This window comes from Aliiroseovarius sp. YM-037 (genome assembly GCF_048060095.1).
In the GTDB taxonomy this organism is placed as follows: domain Bacteria; phylum Pseudomonadota; class Alphaproteobacteria; order Rhodobacterales; family Rhodobacteraceae; genus JBLUOA01.
The window spans coordinates 1,978,536-1,998,597 of sequence record NZ_JBLUOA010000001.1 but is presented as its reverse complement, the minus strand read 5'-3'; the positions used below and the strand labels follow the sequence as shown (position 1 = coordinate 1,998,597).

Annotated in this window: 19 protein-coding genes and 2 tRNA genes; 6 read left to right on the top strand and 15 right to left on the bottom strand. The window is 61.4% G+C overall.

Translation table 11 applies throughout. The annotated features are described in order from the left end of the window. Nucleotides 1-5: 5 nt before the first annotated feature. A complete protein-coding gene (hemP, locus tag ACEWPJ_RS09825) occupies nucleotides 6-182 on the bottom strand; it encodes a hemin uptake protein HemP (RefSeq protein ID WP_416512816.1) in 177 nt (58 codons plus the stop codon). A 256-nt stretch (nucleotides 183-438) separates the two neighbouring features. Further along, a tRNA-Tyr gene (locus tag ACEWPJ_RS09820) sits at nucleotides 439-522 on the bottom strand. Nucleotides 523-633: 111 nt separating this feature from the next. Between ACEWPJ_RS09820 and rlmB the strand changes: the two genes are divergently transcribed. The 3 genes from rlmB to ACEWPJ_RS09805 all read left to right on the top strand — a co-directional run bounded on the left by rlmB (nucleotide 634) and on the right by ACEWPJ_RS09805 (nucleotide 2,585). Further along, nucleotides 634-1,410 carry a 23S rRNA (guanosine(2251)-2'-O)-methyltransferase RlmB gene (gene rlmB, locus ACEWPJ_RS09815; RefSeq protein ID WP_416512815.1) on the top strand — a complete coding sequence of 259 codons (777 nt, stop codon included), beginning with the start codon at nucleotides 634-636 and terminating at the stop codon, nucleotides 1,408-1,410. Nucleotides 1,411-1,502: 92 nt separating this feature from the next. Next, nucleotides 1,503-1,961, top strand: coding sequence for a YHS domain-containing (seleno)protein (locus tag ACEWPJ_RS09810; protein ID WP_416512814.1), 459 nt, complete (start codon nucleotides 1,503-1,505; stop codon nucleotides 1,959-1,961). Nucleotides 1,962-2,156: 195 nt separating this feature from the next. Continuing rightward, nucleotides 2,157-2,585, top strand: coding sequence for a CoA-binding protein (locus ACEWPJ_RS09805; RefSeq protein ID WP_416512813.1), 429 nt, complete (start codon nucleotides 2,157-2,159; stop codon nucleotides 2,583-2,585). 67 nt (nucleotides 2,586-2,652) lie between these two features. Here ACEWPJ_RS09805 and ACEWPJ_RS09800 read toward each other — a convergent pair. From ACEWPJ_RS09800 to ACEWPJ_RS09780, 5 genes are all read right to left on the bottom strand, one after another. Continuing rightward, nucleotides 2,653-2,727 (bottom strand) — tRNA-Gly (locus tag ACEWPJ_RS09800). A 76-nt stretch (nucleotides 2,728-2,803) separates the two neighbouring features. Further along, the gene (locus ACEWPJ_RS09795) at nucleotides 2,804-3,529 is read right to left on the bottom strand and encodes a TerC family protein (RefSeq protein WP_416512812.1); all 726 of its coding nucleotides are present in this window, start codon (nucleotides 3,527-3,529) and stop codon (nucleotides 2,804-2,806) included. A gap of 19 nt (nucleotides 3,530-3,548) precedes the next feature. Further along, complete coding sequence (locus ACEWPJ_RS09790; RefSeq protein ID WP_416512810.1) at nucleotides 3,549-4,370, bottom strand: metallophosphoesterase; 822 nt, start codon at nucleotides 4,368-4,370, stop codon at nucleotides 3,549-3,551. 81 nt (nucleotides 4,371-4,451) lie between these two features. Next, a complete protein-coding gene (locus ACEWPJ_RS09785; RefSeq protein WP_416512808.1) occupies nucleotides 4,452-7,892 on the bottom strand; it encodes a pyruvate carboxylase in 3,441 nt (1,146 codons plus the stop codon). A 107-nt stretch (nucleotides 7,893-7,999) separates the two neighbouring features. After that, nucleotides 8,000-9,160 (bottom strand): alpha-hydroxy acid oxidase, encoded by a 1,161-nt coding sequence (locus tag ACEWPJ_RS09780; RefSeq protein ID WP_416513031.1) that lies wholly within the window; start codon nucleotides 9,158-9,160, stop codon nucleotides 8,000-8,002. Between the two features lie 122 nt (nucleotides 9,161-9,282). Between ACEWPJ_RS09780 and ACEWPJ_RS09775 the strand changes: the two genes are divergently transcribed. Then, a complete protein-coding gene (locus ACEWPJ_RS09775; RefSeq protein WP_416512807.1) occupies nucleotides 9,283-11,682 on the top strand; it encodes an ATP-dependent helicase in 2,400 nt (799 codons plus the stop codon). Between the two features lie 336 nt (nucleotides 11,683-12,018). On the opposite strand, the gene ACEWPJ_RS09770 is transcribed toward ACEWPJ_RS09775, so the two are convergent. Continuing rightward, nucleotides 12,019-12,234, bottom strand: coding sequence for a DUF1127 domain-containing protein (locus tag ACEWPJ_RS09770; protein WP_416512806.1), 216 nt, complete (start codon nucleotides 12,232-12,234; stop codon nucleotides 12,019-12,021). 239 nt (nucleotides 12,235-12,473) lie between these two features. Here ACEWPJ_RS09770 and ACEWPJ_RS09765 point away from each other — a divergent pair, with 239 nt between their 5' ends. Continuing rightward, entirely contained in the window at nucleotides 12,474-13,568 is a 1,095-nt protein-coding gene (locus ACEWPJ_RS09765; RefSeq protein ID WP_416512804.1) for an Mrp/NBP35 family ATP-binding protein, read from the top strand. Here the strand turns inward: ACEWPJ_RS09765 and ACEWPJ_RS09760 are convergent. Genes ACEWPJ_RS09760 through ACEWPJ_RS09750 form a run of 3 tightly spaced genes read right to left on the bottom strand, consistent with a single transcriptional unit; the run spans nucleotide 13,565 to nucleotide 15,595 of the window. After that, complete coding sequence (locus ACEWPJ_RS09760; RefSeq protein ID WP_416513030.1) at nucleotides 13,565-14,359, bottom strand: metal ABC transporter permease; 795 nt, start codon at nucleotides 14,357-14,359, stop codon at nucleotides 13,565-13,567. The genes ACEWPJ_RS09765 and ACEWPJ_RS09760 overlap by 4 nt on opposite strands. After that, entirely contained in the window at nucleotides 14,352-15,113 is a 762-nt protein-coding gene (locus tag ACEWPJ_RS09755; protein WP_416512803.1) for an ATP-binding cassette domain-containing protein, read from the bottom strand. Before ACEWPJ_RS09755 ends, ACEWPJ_RS09760 begins: the two co-directional genes overlap by 8 nt. Then, complete coding sequence (locus ACEWPJ_RS09750) at nucleotides 15,113-15,595, bottom strand: transcriptional repressor (protein WP_416512801.1); 483 nt, start codon at nucleotides 15,593-15,595, stop codon at nucleotides 15,113-15,115. The genes ACEWPJ_RS09755 and ACEWPJ_RS09750 overlap by 1 nt, the downstream gene beginning before the upstream one ends. A 96-nt stretch (nucleotides 15,596-15,691) precedes the next feature. Here ACEWPJ_RS09750 and ACEWPJ_RS09745 point away from each other — a divergent pair, with 96 nt between their 5' ends. Then, nucleotides 15,692-16,606, top strand: a complete 915-nt coding sequence (locus tag ACEWPJ_RS09745; RefSeq protein WP_416512799.1) for a zinc ABC transporter substrate-binding protein — start codon at nucleotides 15,692-15,694, stop codon at nucleotides 16,604-16,606. Here the strand turns inward: ACEWPJ_RS09745 and modC are convergent. The 4 genes from modC to ACEWPJ_RS09725 all read right to left on the bottom strand — a co-directional run bounded on the left by modC (nucleotide 16,599) and on the right by ACEWPJ_RS09725 (nucleotide 20,059). Continuing rightward, nucleotides 16,599-17,699 (bottom strand): molybdenum ABC transporter ATP-binding protein, encoded by a 1,101-nt coding sequence (gene modC, locus ACEWPJ_RS09740; protein WP_416512797.1) that lies wholly within the window; start codon nucleotides 17,697-17,699, stop codon nucleotides 16,599-16,601. The genes ACEWPJ_RS09745 and modC overlap by 8 nt on opposite strands. Next, nucleotides 17,696-18,391 (bottom strand): molybdate ABC transporter permease subunit, encoded by a 696-nt coding sequence (gene modB, locus ACEWPJ_RS09735; RefSeq protein WP_416512795.1) that lies wholly within the window; start codon nucleotides 18,389-18,391, stop codon nucleotides 17,696-17,698. The genes modC and modB overlap by 4 nt, the downstream gene beginning before the upstream one ends. Beyond that, on the bottom strand, nucleotides 18,391-19,182 hold the full coding sequence (gene modA, locus ACEWPJ_RS09730; protein WP_416512793.1) for a molybdate ABC transporter substrate-binding protein: 792 nt from the start codon (nucleotides 19,180-19,182) through the stop codon (nucleotides 18,391-18,393). Before modA ends, modB begins: the two co-directional genes overlap by 1 nt. Before the next feature lie 91 nt (nucleotides 19,183-19,273). Beyond that, nucleotides 19,274-20,059: an IclR family transcriptional regulator gene (locus tag ACEWPJ_RS09725; protein ID WP_416512791.1), complete on the bottom strand. Its 786-nt coding sequence runs from the start codon at nucleotides 20,057-20,059 to the stop codon at nucleotides 19,274-19,276. Nucleotides 20,060-20,062 lie beyond the last annotated feature (3 nt).

Genomic DNA, 20,062 nt, shown 5'->3' with positions numbered 1-20,062 from the left:
CGTTCTTATTTCGTTAAGATAAGTTTGCCCTGCCGGGTGATCCGCAGGGTATATAGCTGCCCGTTCAACGCGATATGGGCGAGGCTTCCGTTCTGCGTCAGCTCTTCTGCGTCATAAACGGGAAGGTCGGCGGGCCTGACCGGGCTGGTCGACTCCAGCTGGCTTGGGCGAGTCATCATCATCGCAAAGGTCCTTTCGGCACGATCGTTTCAGATTTGGCTGGCCCGAAGGGGTGGCTTGCGATATTTCTGACTGAAAGAGTAGGAATTGTCAACGCGAGGTTTCAGATGCGGCAAAGCCCGCGCGAATTGGCCGATGGTTTGGGGCGAAGGGATTCAGATGTGGAGTGGGAGCAGACTGCACCATTATCGCTTACACGAAACGATTGCCAAAGGTTCGGTTTTGGGGGAGTCAGTCGCTTTCCAACGGGAAAGGAAGTGGTGGGCGACCCTGGAATCGAACCAGGCATGAGTCTCCTCGGCGGAGTTACAGTCCGCTGCCGCACCTTGCAGCACGTCGCCCAACGGGGCAGGGGATAGCCTTCGCGGTGTGATGCGTCAACAGGAAAATCCCTTGCACCTGACCACGCCCCATCGCATTGTCCGACGCGCATTGAACGAGGTTGGAACCGCAATGAAAAAGCCGAAATGGGTCGTCGAAAAAGAGCAGGCGAAGAAAGCGTCGGCGGCGGAAACCGTCTGGCTGTTCGGCCTGCACGCGGTTCGCGATGCGCTGCGCAATCCGGCGCGGGAAAAGCTGCGGCTGATCGTGACCAAGAACGCGTCCGACAAACTGGCCGATGACATCGCCGTGTCGGGGATGGAGGCAGAGGTCGTCGATCCGCGCAAATTCTCCGCGCCGCTCGACCCGCAATCGGTGCATCAGGGGGCCGCGCTTGAGGTCAAGGCGCTTGACTGGGGCGCGCTGGAAGAATGCTGCATGGCGGCCGACGGCAGGCCGCCGCGCGTCGTGCTTCTTGATCGGGTGACGGACCCGCACAACGTCGGCGCGATCCTGCGCTCTGCCGAGGTGTTCGGCGCGCGCGCCGTCATCGCGCCCGCCCGCAATTCCGCGCCCGAAACCGGGGCGCTCGCCAAAACCGCCTCTGGCGCGTTGGAGAGGCAGCCTTACCTTCGCATCCGCAACCTTGCCGACGCGATGACGACCCTGCAAGGCATGGGGTATCTGGTGCTTGGGCTTGACGGGGAGGCCGACGAAACGCTTGAAGATGCGACGCGCGATATGCTCGACCGCCCGATCGCGCTGGTCCTTGGGGCTGAAGGTCCGGGCCTGCGCCACAAGACGAAAGAGACGTGCGACAAGCTTGTCCGTATCGATTTTTCCGGCGGGTTCGGATCGCTGAACGTGTCGAACGCGGCGGCGGTCGCGCTATATGCCGTGCGCGGGTGATCGCCCACGTGTGATCACAGTTGCGTCAGCCCCCTTCTTTTCGCACGTCCGATCCCCGATCTTGGATCGGAAGACGAAACGGAGGAACAGTCATGACCACACGACGCGCCTTTCTTGGCCTGCTTGTCGCCCTGCCGGTTGTCGGCACCATTGTCAGACCGGCTATCGCCGCAGCGCCCGAGGTGTTCGCGCCCGGTGGCGTGGCGATCAACGGCTATGACCCAATCGCCTACTTTACCGACGGTGCCCCCGTCGAGGGCAGCGCTGATAATAGCGTCAGTTGGAACGGCGCGACGTGGCATTTCGCGACCCCCGAAAATAAGGAACAGTTCGCCGCCGATCCCGCCGCCTTTGCCCCGCAATACGGCGGCTATTGTGCCTACGCGGTGTCGAAGGGCGCGACGGCCTCGACAGAGCCGGACGCATGGACGGTGCATGACGGCAAGCTTTACCTGAACTACAGCCTGTCGGTGCGCGGAATCTGGCAGCAGGATATTCCCGGCAACGTCGCGCTTGCGGATCAAAACTGGCCCGGCGTCCTTGAAAACTAGGTGCTCTGGGTCGCGGGTCAGCGTTCACAAGAGTTTTACAACCCCTTTATAAGCTGACCCCACGACCCCATGTCTAAGGCGAGGCGCAATCTCGGAACCTTGCGCCTTTCTTCACTGTCCCTCGTTCCGTAACTGGCGCCCTTGCATTCTTGCTTGGGCGCTTTTTTCTGCCGCCACAGAATGTTAGGGGGGAGTATGACCTATTCTGATGATCTGTTGCGCACCATCCTGACCGAAACCAAAACCATCGCCTGTGTGGGGATGTCGTTGAACCCCAACCGGGCGAGTCACGAAGTCTCCCACTATCTGCATGAACGCGGCTACCGGATCATTCCGGTCAATCCGGGGCACGTCGGGACGCCGATCTTGGGCGAGGTCTTTCAGCCAGATTTGTCGGCGGCGCGTGGCGTCGCGCAGATTGACATGGTGGATGTGTTCCGTCGGTCAGAAACCGTTCCAGAGGTGGTGGATGACGCGCTGGTCAATTTGCCCGATCTTAAGGTGATCTGGATGCAGCTTGGCGTTCAACATGCAGAGGCCGCCGCGCGCGCCGAAGCGGCTGGCGTGACCGTGATACAGAACCGCTGTCCAAAGATCGAATATGCCCGCCTGATCGGGCGCTAGCGCGGGGCGCACACGCCCCGGCAAAAGGCTATCTTAGCCTTCAGCCATGCAACGCTATCTAGAAAATTGGAGCGGGCGATGAGATTCGAACTCACGACCCTAACCTTGGCAAGGTTATGCTCTACCCCTGAGCTACGCCCGCATCCATTGGGTGAGGCGTGAGATAATGGCAAGCCTCTCACGCTGCAAGGGGAAAATCGTCCTTTCGGCGAATTTTTCTACTGCGCCCCCTTCGCGCGGCGGCGGTTTCGCGCGCGCAGAAGGTTCAGACCCTCGACAGCGCCGGCAAACACCATCGCCGCATAGATGAAACCGCGTTCCACATGAACGCCAAAGCCGTCAGCGACAAGGGCCATGCCGATCATCACGAGGAACGCGAGGGCCAGCATTTTCGTTGACGGGTGCGATTCCACAAAGCTCGCGATTGGTTCTGCCGCGGCCATCATAACAAGGATCGCAACGACCACAGCAGCGATCATAACCTCAAGATGATCCGCGATGCCGACGGCCGTAATCACGCTGTCGAGCGAGAAGACAATATCAAGCACCATGATCTGAAAGATGACCGCTGTGAATCCTGCGGCCACCACCGAAGTTTCCTCATGCTCGCCCTCTACCTCTTCGAAAATCTCGGTCGACGCCTTCCAGATCAGGAACAGGCCACCGGCCAGCAGGATCAGATCGCGCCAACTGAAGGATTGGCCGAACAGTTCGAAGATGGTATCTTTCAGCGATACGATCCACGCGATTGAGAACAGCAGTGCGATCCGCATCACCAGCGCCCCGGTCAACCCGATCATCCGGGCACTGCGGCGTTGTTCTTCGGGCAGGCGCGACGCGGTGATCGAGATGAAGATGACGTTGTCGACGCCCAGCACGATTTCCAGAATCGTAAGTGTCAGGAAGGATGCCCAGACGGACGGATCACTCAGAAGTTCGGTCATGCGTGGTCTCCAATAAGCGTCAGGTCTCGTAAGATTGAATATCGCGGGCGGGAAGATCGAAATCCTCCGTATGCACGATGGTGCTGTCCGGTGTGATCAGAACGATTCCGTAGGCACCGGGTTCCACGATGGAATGCGCAGTGCCCGCTGCGCCCAGCAGCATGGGCATCTGGTGGCACGGGCTTTTCAGGATCGAAAACGGGATGCCGCCGATCTGGCCCGAGATCGTTCGGTGGACATGCCCCGCGAAGATGTGGGTGACATTCGGCATGTTCCGAAGCCGCGCGATGAAAGCGTCGCTGTCGTCCAGGCGGATCGAATCCATCCCGTCGAAACCGACGGAAAACGGCGGGTGATGCATGAACACCATCAGTTTCCTGCCACCCGCCTCGGCAATCGCCGTGTCAAACCACGCGAGGCGATCTGGGCAAAGCCGTCCGGCATGGTGGCCGTCGGGGTAGGGTGGGCCATCGAGCGTATCGAGAAGGATCAGCCGGGTGCCTGCGACGTCGATTACCGTTTGGACGTGGCCGGAGCCTGTGACGGGCGTATCAGGGAAAACCTCAAGAAACGCCTCCCTCCGGTCATGATTGCCGACCATCAGGTGCACCGGGATCGGCACATCGCGAAGCGCCCCCGCGAGCCGTTCGTATTCCTTGCGTGAGCCGAAATGAACAAGGTCGCCCATCACAATCAGCCGTTCAGCATCCGGGTGGTGACCCAGCGCATGTCGTAGCCCGGTCTGAAACCTCTCAAGCGGATCAAGGCCGATGATCTGTTGACCGGCCTTGGTGATATGCACGTCCGTAAAGACAAGTATCTTGCTGGCGTTGGTCAGCACCGCGCGTCCTTTCCCTAATCAACCCACGCCATTTGACATGGCCGGGCCTTGAATACCAAGACCGGAAAGAACGCGGGGTGATTACTCCAATTCGACAAGCAGATCCTTCGCGTCGATCTGGGCGCCCGGCTGAACATGCACGGCGGCGATGGTCGCGTCGCGCTCCGCATGAAGCCCGGTTTCCATCTTCATCGCCTCGATCGTCAGCAGCAGATCGCCCTGCTTGACCTTCTTACCCACGACCGCCGAGACGGATGCCACAACCCCCGGCATCGGCGCGCCGACGTGATCCGCGTTGGCGGGGTCGGCCTTGGGGCGGGCCTGGGTCTGCGACTTGATCAAACGGTTCGGAACGCGGATGACACGGGGCTGGCCGTTCAGTTCAAAGAACACCTTCACTTCGCCGTCTTCGTTGGTTTCGCCAACGGCCTGCAAACGGATTTCCAGCGTTTTGCCCGGATCAATCTCTGCCGTGATCTCCTCGCCCGGCTCCATGCCGTAGAAGAATGTCTTGGTCGGCAGCGTGCGGACCGGGCCGTATTGGCGGTGCCGGCCCATGTAGTCGAGGAAGACTTTGGGATACATCAGGTATCCGTTCAGGTCTTCGCCATCGACCTTGAACCCCTCAAGCTCCTCAATCAGCGATTTACGGGTTTCTTCAAGATCGACAGGCTCCAGCCGTTTTCCGGGGCGTTCCGTGTCGGGCTTTTCGCCCTTCAGAACCTTGTTCACTATCCCTTCAGGGAATCCGCCCGGCGGCTGGCCGAGGTTGCCGCGCATCATGTCCACCACGCTGTCGGGGAACGACACATCGGTTTCGGGGTCTTCGACATCCGAGCGCGACAGGCCTTGGCTGACCATCATCAAGGCCATGTCCCCAACGACCTTTGACGATGGCGTGACCTTCACGATATCGCCGAACATCAGGTTCACGTCCGAATAGGTCTGCGCGACCTCGTGCCAGCGGTCTTCAAGACCAAGCGACCGCGCCTGCGCCTTGAGGTTGGTGAACTGTCCGCCGGGCATTTCGTGCAGGTAGACTTCGGAGGCGGGCGCCTCCAGCCCACTTTCAAACGCCTTGTATTGGGCGCGGACGCCTTCCCAGTAGTTGCTGATCTCGCGGATCGCGCCGATGCTAAGGCCCGTATCGCGTTCGGTGTGGCGGAGCGCCTCGACGATAGAGCCGAGGCAGGGCTGCGACGTGCCGCCCGAAAACGCATCCATCGCACCGTCGACAATATCGACACCCGCCTCGGCAGCGGCAAGCACCGTTGCGCCCGCGATACCGGATGTATCATGTGTGTGGAAGTGGATCGGCAGGCCGACCTCATCCTTCAGCGCGGTCACGAGCTTGCGCGCGGCGGTGGGTTTCAGCAGCCCCGCCATGTCTTTCAAGCCAAGCAAGTGCGCCCCGGCGGCCTGAAGGTCTTTCCCCATATTTACATAGTATTGCAGATCATACTTCGCGCGATCCGGATCGAGGATATCGCCAGTGTAGCAAATTGTGCCTTCGCAGACCTTGCCGTTCTCGATCACCGCATCCATCGCGACGCGCATGTTTTCGATCCAGTTGAGGCTGTCGAACACACGGAACACGTCGACTCCGGTTTCAGCCGCTTGGCGCACGAATTCCTGCACGACATTGTCGGGGTAATTGGTATATCCGACGCCGTTCGATGCGCGCAGCAGCATTTGCGTCATGACGTTCGGCAGCGCCGCCCGCAGATCGCGAAGACGTTGCCACGGGCATTCCTGCAGGAACCGGTAGGCGACGTCGAACGTCGCGCCGCCCCAGCATTCGATGCTGAACAGTTGCGGAAGATGCGCGGCGTAGGCGGGGGCGACCTTTATCATGTCGATCGAACGCATCCGGGTCGCAAGCAGCGACTGGTGCCCGTCGCGCATGGTCGTATCGGTCAGCAGCAGTTCGGAGCGGTCGCGAACCCAATCGGCCACCGCTGCCGGTCCCTTGTCATCCAGCAGGTTCCGGGTTCCGGGGGCGGGATCAACGCGGGGTTTAGGTGCCTTTGGCGGCTTCGACACTGCCGCCGGCTTTTCCCGCCCTTGCGTTTCCGGGTGACCGTTTACCGTGATGTCCGCGATATAGATCAGCAGCTTCGTCGCCCGGTCGCGGCGCTTGCGGAATTCGAACAGCTCCGGCGTTTCGTCGATGAATTTCGTCGTGTATTCGTTGTTCAGGAACGTCGGGTGCTTCAGCAGGTTTTCGACGAAAGCGATGTTTGTCGACACGCCGCGAATCCGAAACTCCCGCAGGGCGCGGTCCATCCGGCGGATCGCGGCGTTCGGCGTTTGAGCCCATGCCGTGACCTTTACCAGCAATGAGTCGTAATAACGCGTGATAACCCCGCCGGAATAGGCGGTGCCGCCGTCAAGACGTATCCCCATGCCGGTGGCGGAGCGGTAGGCGGCGATCCGGCCATAATCGGGAATAAAGTTGTTCAGCGGATCTTCGGTCGTGATCCGGGTTTGCAGCGCGTGGCCGTTCAGGCGCACGTCGTATTGTGAGGCTTTGCCGGTCGCCTCAGCAATCGTCTTGCCCTCCGCAATGCGAATTTGCGCCTGCACGATGTCGATGCCAGTGACCTCTTCCGTCACGGTATGTTCGACCTGAACGCGGGGGTTCACCTCGATGAAATAGAATTTCTCATCATCCATATCCATCAGGAATTCGACCGTGCCCGCGCATTCGTAATTCACATGCGCGCAGATTCTCCGGCCAAGCGCGCAGAGGTCTTCGCGCTGCTCGTCGGTCAGGTATGGGGCAGGGGCGCGTTCAACGACCTTCTGATTGCGCCGCTGGACGGAACAGTCGCGTTCGTAAAGGTGATACATCCCGCCGTGCTGATCGCCGAGGATCTGAACCTCAACATGGCGGGCACGCTGGATCATCTTTTCCAGATAGCCCTCGCCGTTGCCAAACGCGGCCTCAGCCTCGCGCCGCCCTTCGAGGACTTTTTCCTCGACCTCAGACTCACTCATGATCGGGCGCATCCCGCGACCACCGCCGCCCCAGCTAGCCTTCAGCATGAGGGGATAGCCGATTTCCGCAGCCTCGCGCCGGACGGCATCCATATCGTCGCCCAGAACATTGGTTGCCGGGATCACTGGCACGCCAGCCTCAATCGCGACGCGCCGGGCGCTGGCCTTGTCACCCAAAGCCCGCATTGTCTCGGCTTTCGGACCGATAAAGGTGATGCCCGCCGCATCGCAGGCATCGACAAATTCAGGATTTTCCGACAGCAGACCATAGCCCGGATGGATCGCGTCGGCACCGGACATCTTTGCGACGCGAATAATCTCTTCAATCGAAAGATAGGCTGCGACCGGGCCCAACCCTTCGCCGATCCGGTAGGCTTCATCGGCCTTGAAACGGTGCAGGCCCAGCTTGTCCTCCTCCGCAAAGACCGCCACGGTTTTCTTGCCCATCTCGTTCGCGGCCCGCAGGATTCGAATTGCGATCTCGCCCCGGTTTGCGACCAATATCTTTTGAAATTCGGGCATCAGAACGCTTCCTTTACGTCAGGTCCGTGGATCAGTTGCTTATCGGTAAGCGTCGCCGCGTTGCAGCGCAATACCGAGGTTTTGGTATTTTCTAACAAAAGCTGGGTTCAAGGGGTTTCGGATTTGGCAGGCGTGATGACCGTGTCGCGCAGTTCAGGCAGCGTGGCGGTCCCAAGCTGCCCCATGTTCGCGGCCATGTCCTGCGTCAGCATATCAACAAGATGCGCCGGACCCTCCGCGCCCAAAGCGCCAAGCGCATAGTGAAAAGCCCGGCCCAGCATGACGAAATCCGCCCCAAGCGCGAGCGCGCGAAGGATGTCCAACCCGCCCTCAACCCCGCCATCAAGGATGATCGGATAGTCCTGACCGACCGCCTGCCGGACCGCGGGAAGGGTTTCGATGGTCGCCGGGGCGGCGTCGAACTGGCGGCCCGCGTGATTGCTGATCCAGACACCGTCAACGCCCGCGTCTTTCAGTTTGATCGCGTCCTCCGCCCGTAACACGCCTTTGACGATGAACGGCCCATCCCATGCGTCACGCAGGCTGTGCAGATAGTTCCAATCGGGCGAGGTGCGCAGCAGGTATCCTGCATGAGCATTTGACGGCAAGCCTTTGGTTTCGCCTGAATAGCTGTCGATAAACCGCATCCGCGGCATACCGTGCTGCAGTGTCCCCAGCGCCCAGGCCGGACACCGCGCGACCTGCGCCATCAGGCGCGGGGTCAGGCGGGGTGGCTGCACAAGCCCGCCGCGCGTTTGGCGTTCGCGGCGGCTGGCGACCGGGACGTCCACCGTCAGCACAAGCGTTTCAAACCCGGCGGCACGGGCGCGGGCCAGCATACCGTCGAGGATCGACAAATCGCGGGGCGGGTAGAGTTGGAACCAGCCATGATCGCCCAAAACCGGTGCGACCTCTTCGGGGGTTCGTGATGCCACAGTGGACAGGCTGTAGGGAATACCTGCCTGCGCCGCCGCGCGGGCCAGCAACCTTTCGGCATCGGGCCAGATCAAGCCGGACATTCCCACGGGCGCGATGCCGAAGGGCAGGGGGTGCGTCTGTCCAAACAGCTTGGTCGATAGATCGACCTCAAGCTCCCCATGCAAGATCGACGGTCGCAGCAGCACCCGGTCAAGCTCGGTGCGGTTCCGCACCAGCGTCGCCTCATTACCGGTGCCGCTATCCAGATACTCCCACACGAAATGCGGGATTCGCCGACGGGCGCGGGTCCGTAGGTCAGAGATCGCAGGGTAGCGTTGAAACAGGTCCATCCGGGTATTAGCGATGGCCGCCCGGCCGTTGTCCAGCGCGAAGGCGTCGTTCTGTAATTTGGCGCAGAACATTACGCGAACACCTCTTTCATTTGTTAACGCGCCTCGCTATCTTGCCGGGCATGAGCAGCACAGACGAAAATGACGCGCCGGGCGCGCTATCGCTATCCGCGCAAGCTATGGCGGCGCGGCCCATGCCGTATCTGGATGAACTGAACCCCGCGCAGCGCGAAGCGGTTGAGGCGCTGGATGGTCCTGTCCTGATGCTCGCCGGGGCGGGGACGGGGAAAACCAAGGCGCTGACGGCGCGCATTGCGCATTTACTGACCACCGGACGGGCGCGACCCAACGAAATTCTTGCCGTGACCTTCACCAACAAAGCGGCGCGAGAGATGAAGAACCGCGTCGGCGCGCTGCTGGGTCATACGGTCGAGGGTATCCCGTGGCTTGGCACCTTCCATGCGATTTGCGTAAAGCTGCTGCGCCGCCATGCGGAATTGGTGGGGCTGAAATCGAATTTCTCGATTTTGGATACCGACGACCAAATTCGTCTGTTGAAACAATTGATCCAAGCTGCGGGCATCGACGACAAGCGCTGGCCCGCGCGGCAGTTGGCGTCGATCATCGACAACTGGAAAAACCGCGCCTGGACGCCGGAAACTCTGCCTGCGGGTGAGGCCTCGGCGTTCAACGGCCAAGGGCCGGAGCTTTACGCCCAATATCAGGCGCGATTGAAAACCCTCAACGCCGTCGATTTCGGCGACCTGCTGCTGCACGTCGTGACGATCTTTCAGCAGCACGACGACGTTTTGGCGCAATACCAGCGTTGGTTTCGCTATATCTTGGTCGACGAATACCAGGATACCAACGTCGCGCAATATCTCTGGCTGCGGCTGCTGGCCGGGGGGCACAAGAATATCTGCTGCGTTGGCGATGATGACCAGTCCATCTATGGCTGGCGCGGGGCCGAGGTTGGCAACATCCTGCGATTTGAAAAGGATTTTCCGGGCGCGAAGGTCGTGCGGTTGGAGCAGAACTACCGCTCCACCCCGCATATTCTTGGCGCTGCGGCGGGGGTTATTTCGGGCAACGAGGGGCGGCTTGGAAAGACGCTGTGGACCGAGGTTGACGAGGGCGAAAAGGTCCGCCTGATCGGCCACTGGGACGGGGAAGAGGAGGCCCGCTGGATCGGCGAAGAGGTCGAATCCATGCAGCGCGGCACGCGTGGTATGACCCCGATGAGCCTTGATGACATGGCCATCCTCGTCCGCGCCAGTCACCAGATGCGAGCGTTCGAGGATCGGTTCCTGACCATCGGCCTGCCCTATCGCGTGATCGGCGGCCCGCGCTTCTACGAGCGGATGGAGATCCGCGATGCGATGGCTTATTTCCGCGTCGTGGTCAGCGGTGACGACGACCTCGCCTTTGAACGGATCGTCAACACCCCGAAACGCGGGGTGGGGGATAAGGCGCTTCAGAATATCCAACGCGCGGCCCGTGATCTAGGCGTGCCGCTGCTGGATGCGACGCGGGCGCTGCTGGGCGCGGGCGAGATCAAGGGCAAGGCGAAGGGCGAACTGGAAAAGCTGGTCGCCGGTTTTGATCGCTGGTCCGCTGCCGTTCACGACCTGACCGTCAGCCACGTTGAACTCGCCGAAACCGTGCTGGAGGAATCTGGTTATATACGTTCATATTTCAAGCCCCAAACTGAGGAAGAAGAGGAACGGGGCGATCCTTTGGTGCCGAAGGACGCCGAGGCGCCGGGGCGGCTCGAAAACCTCAAGGAACTCGTGAAGGCGCTTGAAGGGTTCGAGAACCTGCAAGGGTTCCTCGAACATGTCGCGCTTATCATGGACAATGAAAGCCAGGAGACGGAGGAGAAGGTCACGATCATGACCCTTCACGCCGCCAAGGGGCTGGAATACCCCGCTGTTTTTCTGCCGGGGTGGGAGGATGGGTTGTTCCCCTCCCAAAGGTCGATGGACGAATCCGGCCTGAAAGGGTTGGAGGAAGAACGCCGCCTTGCCTATGTCGGCATCACCCGTGCGGAGGAGTTGTGCACGATTTCCTTCGCCGCGAACCGCCGGGTGTATGGCCAATGGCAGTCTGCGCTTCCGTCCCGCTTTATCGACGAACTTCCGCAGGAACATGTTGAGGTGCTGACGCCCCCCGGCCTTCACGGTGGCGGCTACGGCGCTGCGGCGGCAGGAATGGGTGCGCGGATGGAGGATCGCGCGGCGCGGGCGGATGCCTATAATTCCCCAGGTTGGAAGCGGATGCAGGCGCGCAGTTCGACGCGCCCGATCAGCCAGCCGAAAGAGTCGCGCAATATTGTCATAGATTCCGAGGCGGTGTCGGCCTTTACCCAAGGCGATCGGGTGTTTCACCAGAAATTCGGCTACGGCACCGTGATGGGGATCGAGGGCGACAAGCTAGACATCGAATTTGACAAGGCGGGTGGTAAGAAAGTCGTTGGCCGTTTCGTCATGCCCGCCGCCAACGCGGATGACGTTCCGTTCTGACGCGCCCCATATCCCGCGCATAAAAAAACGGCGGCGCCCGGGGAGGAGTAAGGGCACCGCCGTTCAAATTCCATGCACAGAACCCCAGGGAGGAGGAAGTGGCCCTGTGCAATCGCGGGGTCGTGCGACCCCTGATCCAATGAAATGACGCTAGGGAGGAGGAAACGCATCATTCCATCGGTTGCTCCGAACCCAAGGGAGGAGAGGGCTCTTCGCATCTGGTTGGGGCTTATCTTGCGCCCCGCATCTTGCGGGGTGACGGCGCCAGGGAGGAGAGGCAGCCGTCACCCAATTAGAGCACCCGGGGAGGAGGTCGGGCGATCCAATCTGTTGTTCTTATTTGCCGTAAGCAGCTTCGTATGCGACAGAGCGCAGGGAGCCGCGGCTAAGGCCGAGGTCGTCAAGTTCACGTGTGCTGAGTTCGTTCAGCTCTTTGAAGGTCCGGTTGAACAGGCGACGACGCTCCAGACGTTCGGTGACGTCTTTCAGGAACGCGGATACGCGATCACCAAGGCCAGCTTCAAACGTGCGGGTTGTTGTTACAGTAGCCATTTCAGTTCTCTTTCATCTCGTTTATTGCTGCGCCGTATTGCGCTAACACCGAGGAAGATAGGCAAATGCTGCAGATGCACAATCCCTAGCAACGTCAATGCCGCTATGCAGCAAGTGCATAAGTGGCACTGACATATTGGATTGTATGTATTACAAGGAGTTAGCGGGAAAATAGACGTGTTTATGACCCCGAAAAAAGGTGTTACGCAGCGTCAATTTGGAAGCGATTGGAGACGGAAATGACAGTAACGCGCGACGATATTCTGGCCGCCCTCAAGAAAATCTCCTTGCCGGACGGGGGTGATTTGGTTTCGCGCGACCTTGTGCGGGCGTTGTCCATCGACGGCGGAGTCGTCCGTTTCGTGATCGAGGCTGAGTCCGCCGAGGTCGCGGCGAAGCTTTCGCCGGTCAGGGATGTGGCCGATCAGGTTGTTTCGGCGATTGAAGGGGTAGACTCAACGTCCATCGTTCTGACCGCCCCTGCCGCATCGTCGAAACCCGCTCCTTCGGGTCCGCCGAAAGGTGATGCGCCAAGCCTCAAGATCGGGCGACACCCGACCGGGCAGCAGGGACCGCAGGCGGTGACGGGCGTTGATCGCATTCTGGCGATTGCGTCGGGGAAGGGGGGCGTCGGGAAATCGACTGTGTCGTCGAACCTTGCCGTGGCGCTCGCCCGGCAGGGGCGGCGTGTCGGATTGCTTGACGCGGACATCTACGGCCCCTCGCAACCCCGCATGATGGGGGTCAACAAACGCCCGGCCTCGCCCGATGGCAAAACCATCATCCCGCTTCAGGCGCATGGGGTCACGATGATGTCGATTGGCCTGATGGTCGACCCGGATCAGGCGGTCGTCTGGCGCGGTCCGATGTTGATGGGCGCGCTGCAACAAATGCTTGGTCAGGTCGAATGGGGGGAGCTTGACGTTTTGATCGTCGATCTGCCGCCGGGCACCGGGGACGTTCAACTGACCCTGTGCCAGCGCACCGCGCTGACCGGGGCGCTCGTCGTTTCGACGCCGCAGGACGTTGCGCTTCTGGACGCGCGCAAGGCGATCAATATGTTCGCAACATTGAAGACCCCGGTTCTGGGGCTGATCGAGAATATGTCGGCCTATGTCTGCCCCAATTGCGGGCACGAGGCGCATATCTTCGGCCACGGCGGCGTGCGGAAAGAGGCGGAGAAACTGGGCGTGCCGCTGCTGGGCGAGCTGCCGCTTGATCTGCGCGTGCGCGAAGCCGGAGACGCCGGAACGCCCATCGCGGCAGAGGACGGACCGCTTTCCGAAGCCTATGCGCAGCTTGCCGCGGGATTGGTGAAGGGCGGGATCGCCTAGGCGGATCGGCGGGCCAGCCCCAGCAGGTTCGACGCCGCAAACAGCAGGGCCGCGACGCAGACGATCGTCGGCCCTGTCGGTGTGTCGTAAAGGAACGACAGCCGCAGCCCCAGCAGCGCCGACGCCGCGCCGATAACCGCGGCGAGCGCGGCCATGATTTCCGGCGTTTTGCTGATCGGGCGCGCGGTTGCGGCCGGTATAATCAGCATCGCGGCGATCAGCAGGGCACCGACCACCTTGATCGCCACTGCGACGACAATGGCAAGGCTGACCGTCAGGATCAGTTGTTCCCGCCGCGGGTCTATGCCGCTCGCATAGGCAAGATCTCGGTTCAGGGTCGCCGTCAGCATCGCCGACCAACGCCACCCGATCAGCGCGAGCACCAGCGCGGCCCCGCCCCAGATCACAACAAGGTCGGTGACCGTCACAGCAAGGATTTCGCCGAACAGGTAGGCCATCAGATCAAGGCGCACGCCGCTGATGAAAGACACCGCAACCAACCCAAACGCCAGCGCCGAATGGGCGAGCACGCCCAGCAATGTGTCGATGGCATAGCGCCGTTCGGACAGGGTGGAGACGGCCAGCGCCATGACAAGCGCCACGGCAAGCGCCCCGACGAAGATCGACGTTGAAAGCGCCAGCGACAGCGCCACGCCCAAAATCGCCGCGTGCGCGGTCGCATCACCAAAATACGCCATCTTGCGCCAGACGACAAAGCAGCCGAGCGGGGCGGCCGCCACGGCAACGCCAACGCCCGCCAGCGCGGCGCGGATCAGGAAATCATCAAGCATCGACAGCAGGCTCCGCATGCGAATGATGGTCGTGGTCGTGGTCGTGGTCGTGGTCGTGGTCGTGGTCGTGGCGGTAGAGCGCGAGCGCCCCGTGCGTTCCCGTGCCGAACAGCGCCCGATATTCCGGGGCAGAGGCGACAACCTCCGGCGTGCCCTGACAGCAGACGTGGCCGTTCAGGCAAATCACCTTGTCCGACGCGCTCATCACAACGTGCAACTCATGGCTGACCATCAGCACCGCGCAGCCGGTTTCCGTCTGCACCTGTTCGATCTGCTGATAGAAAGACGCGGAGCCGGGCTGATCCAGCCCGGTCGTCGGTTCATCCAGCACCAAAAGCTCGGGCCGTTCCAGCAGGGCGCGGGACAGCAAGACACGCTGAAACTGCCCGCCGGACAGTGCCGCCATTTGCCTACCGATCAAGCCAGTTGCCCCGGCGTTTTCAAGGGCAGCGCGGATGTCAGCGTCAGACCGTCGCGTCGGAAGGTTCAGGAACCGACCAACCGTAAGGGGCAGGGTCGGGTCGATATGCAATCGCTGCGGGACATAGCCGATGCGCAGCCCGGCTTTGCGTTTGACACTGCCGCGGCTCGCCCTCTGCGCCCCTATGATCGCGCGGAGCAGCGTCGTCTTGCCGGAGCCGTTGGGGCCAACGACGGTCACGATTTCACCGGGCGCAATCGCCAGATCGACATGGGCCAGTGCCGTGTGATCGCCGACCTTCACAGTCAGGCCGCTGACATTGACAAGGCTCATCACGGCGCGTCCTCGGATTTGCAGACGGGGCAAAGCCCTTCGGCCTCCACCACCGTCTTTTCAATCTGAAACCCAAGCGCCTCAGCCGCGTCGCCGAGCGTGCCGGTCGCGACGCGCGACTGTGCCTCGACCACCGCACCACAGGCGCGGCAGATCATGAAGGCGGGTGAATGCACCTCTCCGGGGTAGGAGCAGGCGATATAGGCGTTCAGCTTTTCGACCTTGTGGGCAAAGCCGTTCGACACCAGAAAATCGAGCGCCCGATAGGCAACGGGGGGTTGCGATCCCATCCCTTCCGCGCTGAGCTGGTCGAGGATTTCATATGCCCCCATCGCCCGGTGCTGGCCGAGCAGGATTTCCAGAACGCGATGCCGAACCTTGGTCAGTTGCAGCTTGTGCGCCGCGCAATATTGCTCCGCCGCTGAAAGCGCATCGGATACGCAGACCGCGTGGTCGTGTTTTTCAAATCCGATGCTGACCATTTCGGTTTCCTTCGTTCGGCGGAGTAGTTCGACTTGATATGATATAACGTTTCATATAGTGGATATGCAACTGTTATAACATCACATGGATTCACGATGCTCAAATTGATGCGCTGCGCTGTTGCACTGACCGTTCTTTCTGCTGGAAACGTCTTGGCTGAACCCCCGACCGTCACCACGGACATTTTGCCGGTTCACTCTCTTGTCGCAGCAGTGATGGAGGGCGTCGCTGAGCCGTCGGTCATCATTTCCTCGGGCGCGACGCCGCATGACTATTCGATGCGCCCGTCGGACGCGGGTTTGCTTCAGGATGCAGAGGTTGTGTTCTGGGTCGGGCATGATCTGACGCCGTGGCTGGGGGATAGCATCGGATCGCTCGCGCCGGACGCCCGGATCGTGGAATTGCTGGAGCATGAGGGCACTGCCACGTTGTCGTTTCGTGAGGGTGCGCAGTTCGGGGCGCATGGTCACGACGACGATCACGGTCACGATCATGAGGGGGACGACCCCCACGCATGGCTCGACCCTGCGAACGGGCAGGCGTGGCTGCGCCTGATCGCAGAGGTTTTGGCCGAAACCGACCCCGAAAATGCCATCCAATATGCCGCCAACGCGGATGCTGCGATTGCAAAGATCGACGCAGTGGTTGCCGATGCCGAAGCGCAAATTTCAGAGGTGCGCGGGCGCAACTATGTCGTCTTCCACGATGCGTTTCAGTATTTCGAAACCCGGTTCGATATCGAAGCCTCTGGCGCAATTTCCATCGGGGATGCCGAAACGCCAAGTGCGGCGAGGATTGCCGAGATCACCGCGCTGATTGACGAAAAAGACATCGCCTGCGTGTTTGCAGAGCCGCAGTTCAATTCGGCGCTGGTCACGACCGTGTTTGGGGAGGCCGACGCCAAGGCCGCTATTATCGACCCGTTGGGATCGACCCTACAGACCGGGCCGACGCTTTATCCAAACCTGATCCGGGACACGGCGGGGTCGCTGGCAGATTGTCTTAGGTAACAGATGCCTGCCCGCCGATGCTGCCCTTGGCAATCGACACCGATTTGATAATCGCGTGGCAGTCCGCGCCGACCCTTAGCGCCAGCACGCGGGCAGACCGCTGGGTGACGCGGGCGAGGATGTGATCCTGCCCGACCTGCACCCGCGCAATCACGCCGGCGTCTTTCCCTTCTTTAAGCGACGTGATCGTGCCGGAAAAGATGTTGAGCGCCGATAGCCCCGACGGCTTTTCCCGCGCCAGCATCACGTCCTGCGCCAGAACGCGAACGCGCACTGTGGCCCCGGTTTGGGCGGAGAGCGTCGGCAGGAACAACGTGCCGCCCGACGCGCGCAGTTCCGTCAGGCCGTCATCGTGGTGTCTGACGATTTCGGCGGTCAGAATCGCGCCAGCTTCCCGCAATCCGAACAGCGGGGCGAGGTGCGGATCGGACATGACGTGCTCTGCCGGACCAGCGCTGGTGACGCGGCCATCGGTGAGGATGACGACCGTCGTGGCAAGCCGCGCGACTTCGGCGACGGAGTGGCTGACGTAGAGGGTCGGGATGTCGGTTTCATCCCTAAGCCTTTCAAGATACGGCAGAATTTCGTCTTTCCGCGCATCGTCAAGCGCGGCGAGCGGCTCGTCCATCAACAGCAACTCCGGTGAGGACAACAAGGCCCGCCCAAGCGCCACCCGCTGCTTTTCCCCACCAGACAGGGACTCCGGGCGACGGTTAAGCAGGGGGCCGATCCCCAACATTTCAACAATGCGCTGTGCGTCGGCCGGTTTGATCTGCGATTTCGACCACCGCTGCCCGTAGTGCAGGTTTTGGCTGACGGACAGATGGGGGAAAAGCCGGCCGTCCTGAAAGACATACCCGATGCGGCGGCGATGGGCGGGCAGAAAGTGCCCCACGCCGGTATCCATCAAGGTCTGATCGCCCAACGTCACGCGCCCTTGATCCGGCTTCAACAGCCCCGCGACCGCGTTCACCAGCGTCGTCTTGCCCGACCCTGACCGCCCAAAAAGGGCCGTCACCCCGGCGGGGGCGTCGAATGTCGCATCAAGCGCGAAGTCGGGAAACGCGTGCTGGACTGATACGGAAAGTGTCATCGCGCCCCGATCCGTTGCCGGACCCGCCGGGCAAAGACTTCGGACAGGATCAGTGCGCCCATGGCGATGACGATCGATATGACCACCAGCCTAAGCGCCGACGCCTCACCGCCGGGCACTTGCAGGAAGGAATAGATCGCCGAGGACAGGGTTTGCGTTTTGCCGGGGATGTTCGACACAAAGGTGATGGTGGCCCCGAACTCCCCTATGGCTTTGGCGAAGGCGAGGATCGTGCCGGTGATGATCCCCGGCAGGGTCAGGGGCAGGGTGACGGTCAGAAACACGTGGATGCGCGACGCGCCCAAGGTGCTGGCCGCCTCTTCGAGCTTTGGATCGACGGATTCAATCGCCAGCCGGATTGCCCGCACCATCAACGGGAACGCCATAACCGCAGCGGCCAGCGCCGCCCCCGTCCAGCGGAAGGCCAGCACGATGCCGAGGGTGTCTTCAAGGAACCCGCCAACCGGCGCCCGCGTGCCGAATGTCAAAAGCAGCAAGTATCCTGTCACAACCGGCGGAAGGATCAGCGGCAGATGGACGATGCCGTTGAGGAGTTGCTTCCCCACAAACTCCTTCCGCGCAAGGACATGCGCGACCGCGATGCCGAACGGCAGGCTGAGCAACGTCGCCCAAAACGCGACCCGCAGCGACAGGGCGACCGCAGACCATTCTTCGGGGCTGAGAAACTCCATCACATGCCATCCTCGCTGAGGGTGGTGAACCCATGCGCTTGGAACGCCGCGCTTGCCGCCTCGCCGCGCAGATGGGCGAGGAAATCGACGCTGAGGGGGTTCTCGCTTTCTGCCACGACCGCTGCGGGATACCGAATGGGCGGATGCGATTCCGGCGGGAAGGTTGCAACGACGGTCGCGTCGTCATCCGCGCTCGCGTCGGTCGCATAGACGATGCCCATCCGCGCCTCGCCCGTGGCGACCAATGCCAGCGCCGCGCGCACGTTTTGGGTTTGGGCGACCATCGGCGCGACGTCGCTCCAAACGCCGAGGCTGGTCAACGCGGCCTTGCCGTAAATGCCCGCTGGCACAGCCTCAACCAGCGCCATGGCGAGCCATTCGTTGCCCAGACGGTCGACCAGTTCGCCCGGCGATGACAGGTCCACTGGTTGCGCGTCAGGTTTCCCGGCGATCAGCACCAATTGGTTGGTAAGCAGATCGACGCGGGTGTCTGGTTTGATAAGACCGTCCGCCTGCAAAACGTCCATCCAGTCGGAATTGGCCGAGATAAAGATGTCCGCAGGCGCGCCCGCCTGAATTTGCTTGGCGAGCGCGGAGCTTCCGGCGAAGACCGGCACAACCTCATGCCCGGTTTCGCCCTCCCACGCCGCGCCGATGTCGTCGAGCGCGTTTTTCAGGCTCGCCGCCGCGAAAACCGTGACCTCGCCCGCAAAAACTGGTGATCCCAACAGCAGGGCTCCGGCCACGAATAGGCCAGCCGCTGTCATTTGGGCCACCGCAGGCGCGCGCATTGCTGGACTCCTCCGCATCACATGGTTTGGCGAAATATCTGGCGGGGGATGGGTCAATGCAACAGCAAACTCAGCGGGCCGCTGCTGCGGGTCACTCTCTGTCCGCGATGAGGTCCGACAGCGCTTGGGACGCGGCGACCAGCCTTGGCTGGTGACCCATCAGCCGTTCAAGCGTGATCCGCTGGACCGGGGCGTGGATCGAAACCGTCGAAAGCAGCCGGTCCTGATCGTCTTTCACCGGGACGGCGATGGCGACCATGCCGTCCATAAACTCCTCATCATCGGTGGAGTATCCGCGGGACCGGATCGCCTCAACTTCTTCGCGCAAGGTCTTGCTGTTGGTGATCGTGCGCGGCGTCTGGCGGTCGAGCTTTGCCGCGGCCAGAAAGCGATCAAAATGGGTGGAGGGCAGGGAGGACAGATACATCTTGCCGCTGGCTGTGCAATGAAACGGAACGGTCGTGCCGATGGGCAACTGGATGCGCAGGGGCCATTTTGTTTCGACCCGATCAAGGTAAACCATCGCGTCGCGGTCCGGTGTCGCGATATTGCAGGTCTCGCCTACATCCTCGGCCAGTGATTTCAGGATCGTCAGCCGCGCCGTGCGCACCCTGAGCGACGAAAGCACATTCACCGACAGTTTTCGCAGCCGACGACCGGGGCTGTAGGATCGCCCATCGATGTCGCGTTGCAGGAAACCTTCCTGTTCCAGCGTGTGAAACAACCTGTGGATCGTTGGTTTCGGCAGGTTAAGGGTCTCGTTCACCTCGGTCGGAGTGACGGGCACGCCGACCCTTGCCAGTTCCTCCAGCAACAGCAGCAAGCGCATATTGGTCGGGATCGTTCCGCTATCGGTTGTGGCTGCGTCGTCGGGCATAGG

Coding starts and splice junctions, on each gene's coding strand:
- modB (WP_416512795.1), bottom strand. CDS start 18,391: ATGGAGTTTCTCAGCCCCGAAGAATGGTCTGCGGTCGCCCTGTCGCTG.
- ACEWPJ_RS09775 (WP_416512807.1), top strand. CDS start 9,283: ATGAGCAGCACAGACGAAAATGACGCGCCGGGCGCGCTATCGCTATCC.
- ACEWPJ_RS09765 (WP_416512804.1), top strand. CDS start 12,474: ATGACAGTAACGCGCGACGATATTCTGGCCGCCCTCAAGAAAATCTCC.
- ACEWPJ_RS09810 (WP_416512814.1), top strand. CDS start 1,503: ATGACCACACGACGCGCCTTTCTTGGCCTGCTTGTCGCCCTGCCGGTT.
- rlmB (WP_416512815.1), top strand. CDS start 634: ATGAAAAAGCCGAAATGGGTCGTCGAAAAAGAGCAGGCGAAGAAAGCG.
- ACEWPJ_RS09780 (WP_416513031.1), bottom strand. CDS start 9,160: ATGGACCTGTTTCAACGCTACCCTGCGATCTCTGACCTACGGACCCGC.
- ACEWPJ_RS09745 (WP_416512799.1), top strand. CDS start 15,692: ATGCTCAAATTGATGCGCTGCGCTGTTGCACTGACCGTTCTTTCTGCT.
- ACEWPJ_RS09755 (WP_416512803.1), bottom strand. CDS start 15,113: ATGAGCCTTGTCAATGTCAGCGGCCTGACTGTGAAGGTCGGCGATCAC.
- ACEWPJ_RS09770 (WP_416512806.1), bottom strand. CDS start 12,234: ATGGCTACTGTAACAACAACCCGCACGTTTGAAGCTGGCCTTGGTGAT.
- ACEWPJ_RS09725 (WP_416512791.1), bottom strand. CDS start 20,059: ATGCCCGACGACGCAGCCACAACCGATAGCGGAACGATCCCGACCAAT.
- hemP (WP_416512816.1), bottom strand. CDS start 182: ATGATGATGACTCGCCCAAGCCAGCTGGAGTCGACCAGCCCGGTCAGG.
- modC (WP_416512797.1), bottom strand. CDS start 17,699: ATGACACTTTCCGTATCAGTCCAGCACGCGTTTCCCGACTTCGCGCTT.
- ACEWPJ_RS09760 (WP_416513030.1), bottom strand. CDS start 14,359: ATGCTTGATGATTTCCTGATCCGCGCCGCGCTGGCGGGCGTTGGCGTT.
- modA (WP_416512793.1), bottom strand. CDS start 19,182: ATGCGCGCGCCTGCGGTGGCCCAAATGACAGCGGCTGGCCTATTCGTG.
- ACEWPJ_RS09750 (WP_416512801.1), bottom strand. CDS start 15,595: ATGGTCAGCATCGGATTTGAAAAACACGACCACGCGGTCTGCGTATCC.
- ACEWPJ_RS09795 (WP_416512812.1), bottom strand. CDS start 3,529: ATGACCGAACTTCTGAGTGATCCGTCCGTCTGGGCATCCTTCCTGACA.
- ACEWPJ_RS09785 (WP_416512808.1), bottom strand. CDS start 7,892: ATGCCCGAATTTCAAAAGATATTGGTCGCAAACCGGGGCGAGATCGCA.
- ACEWPJ_RS09805 (WP_416512813.1), top strand. CDS start 2,157: ATGACCTATTCTGATGATCTGTTGCGCACCATCCTGACCGAAACCAAA.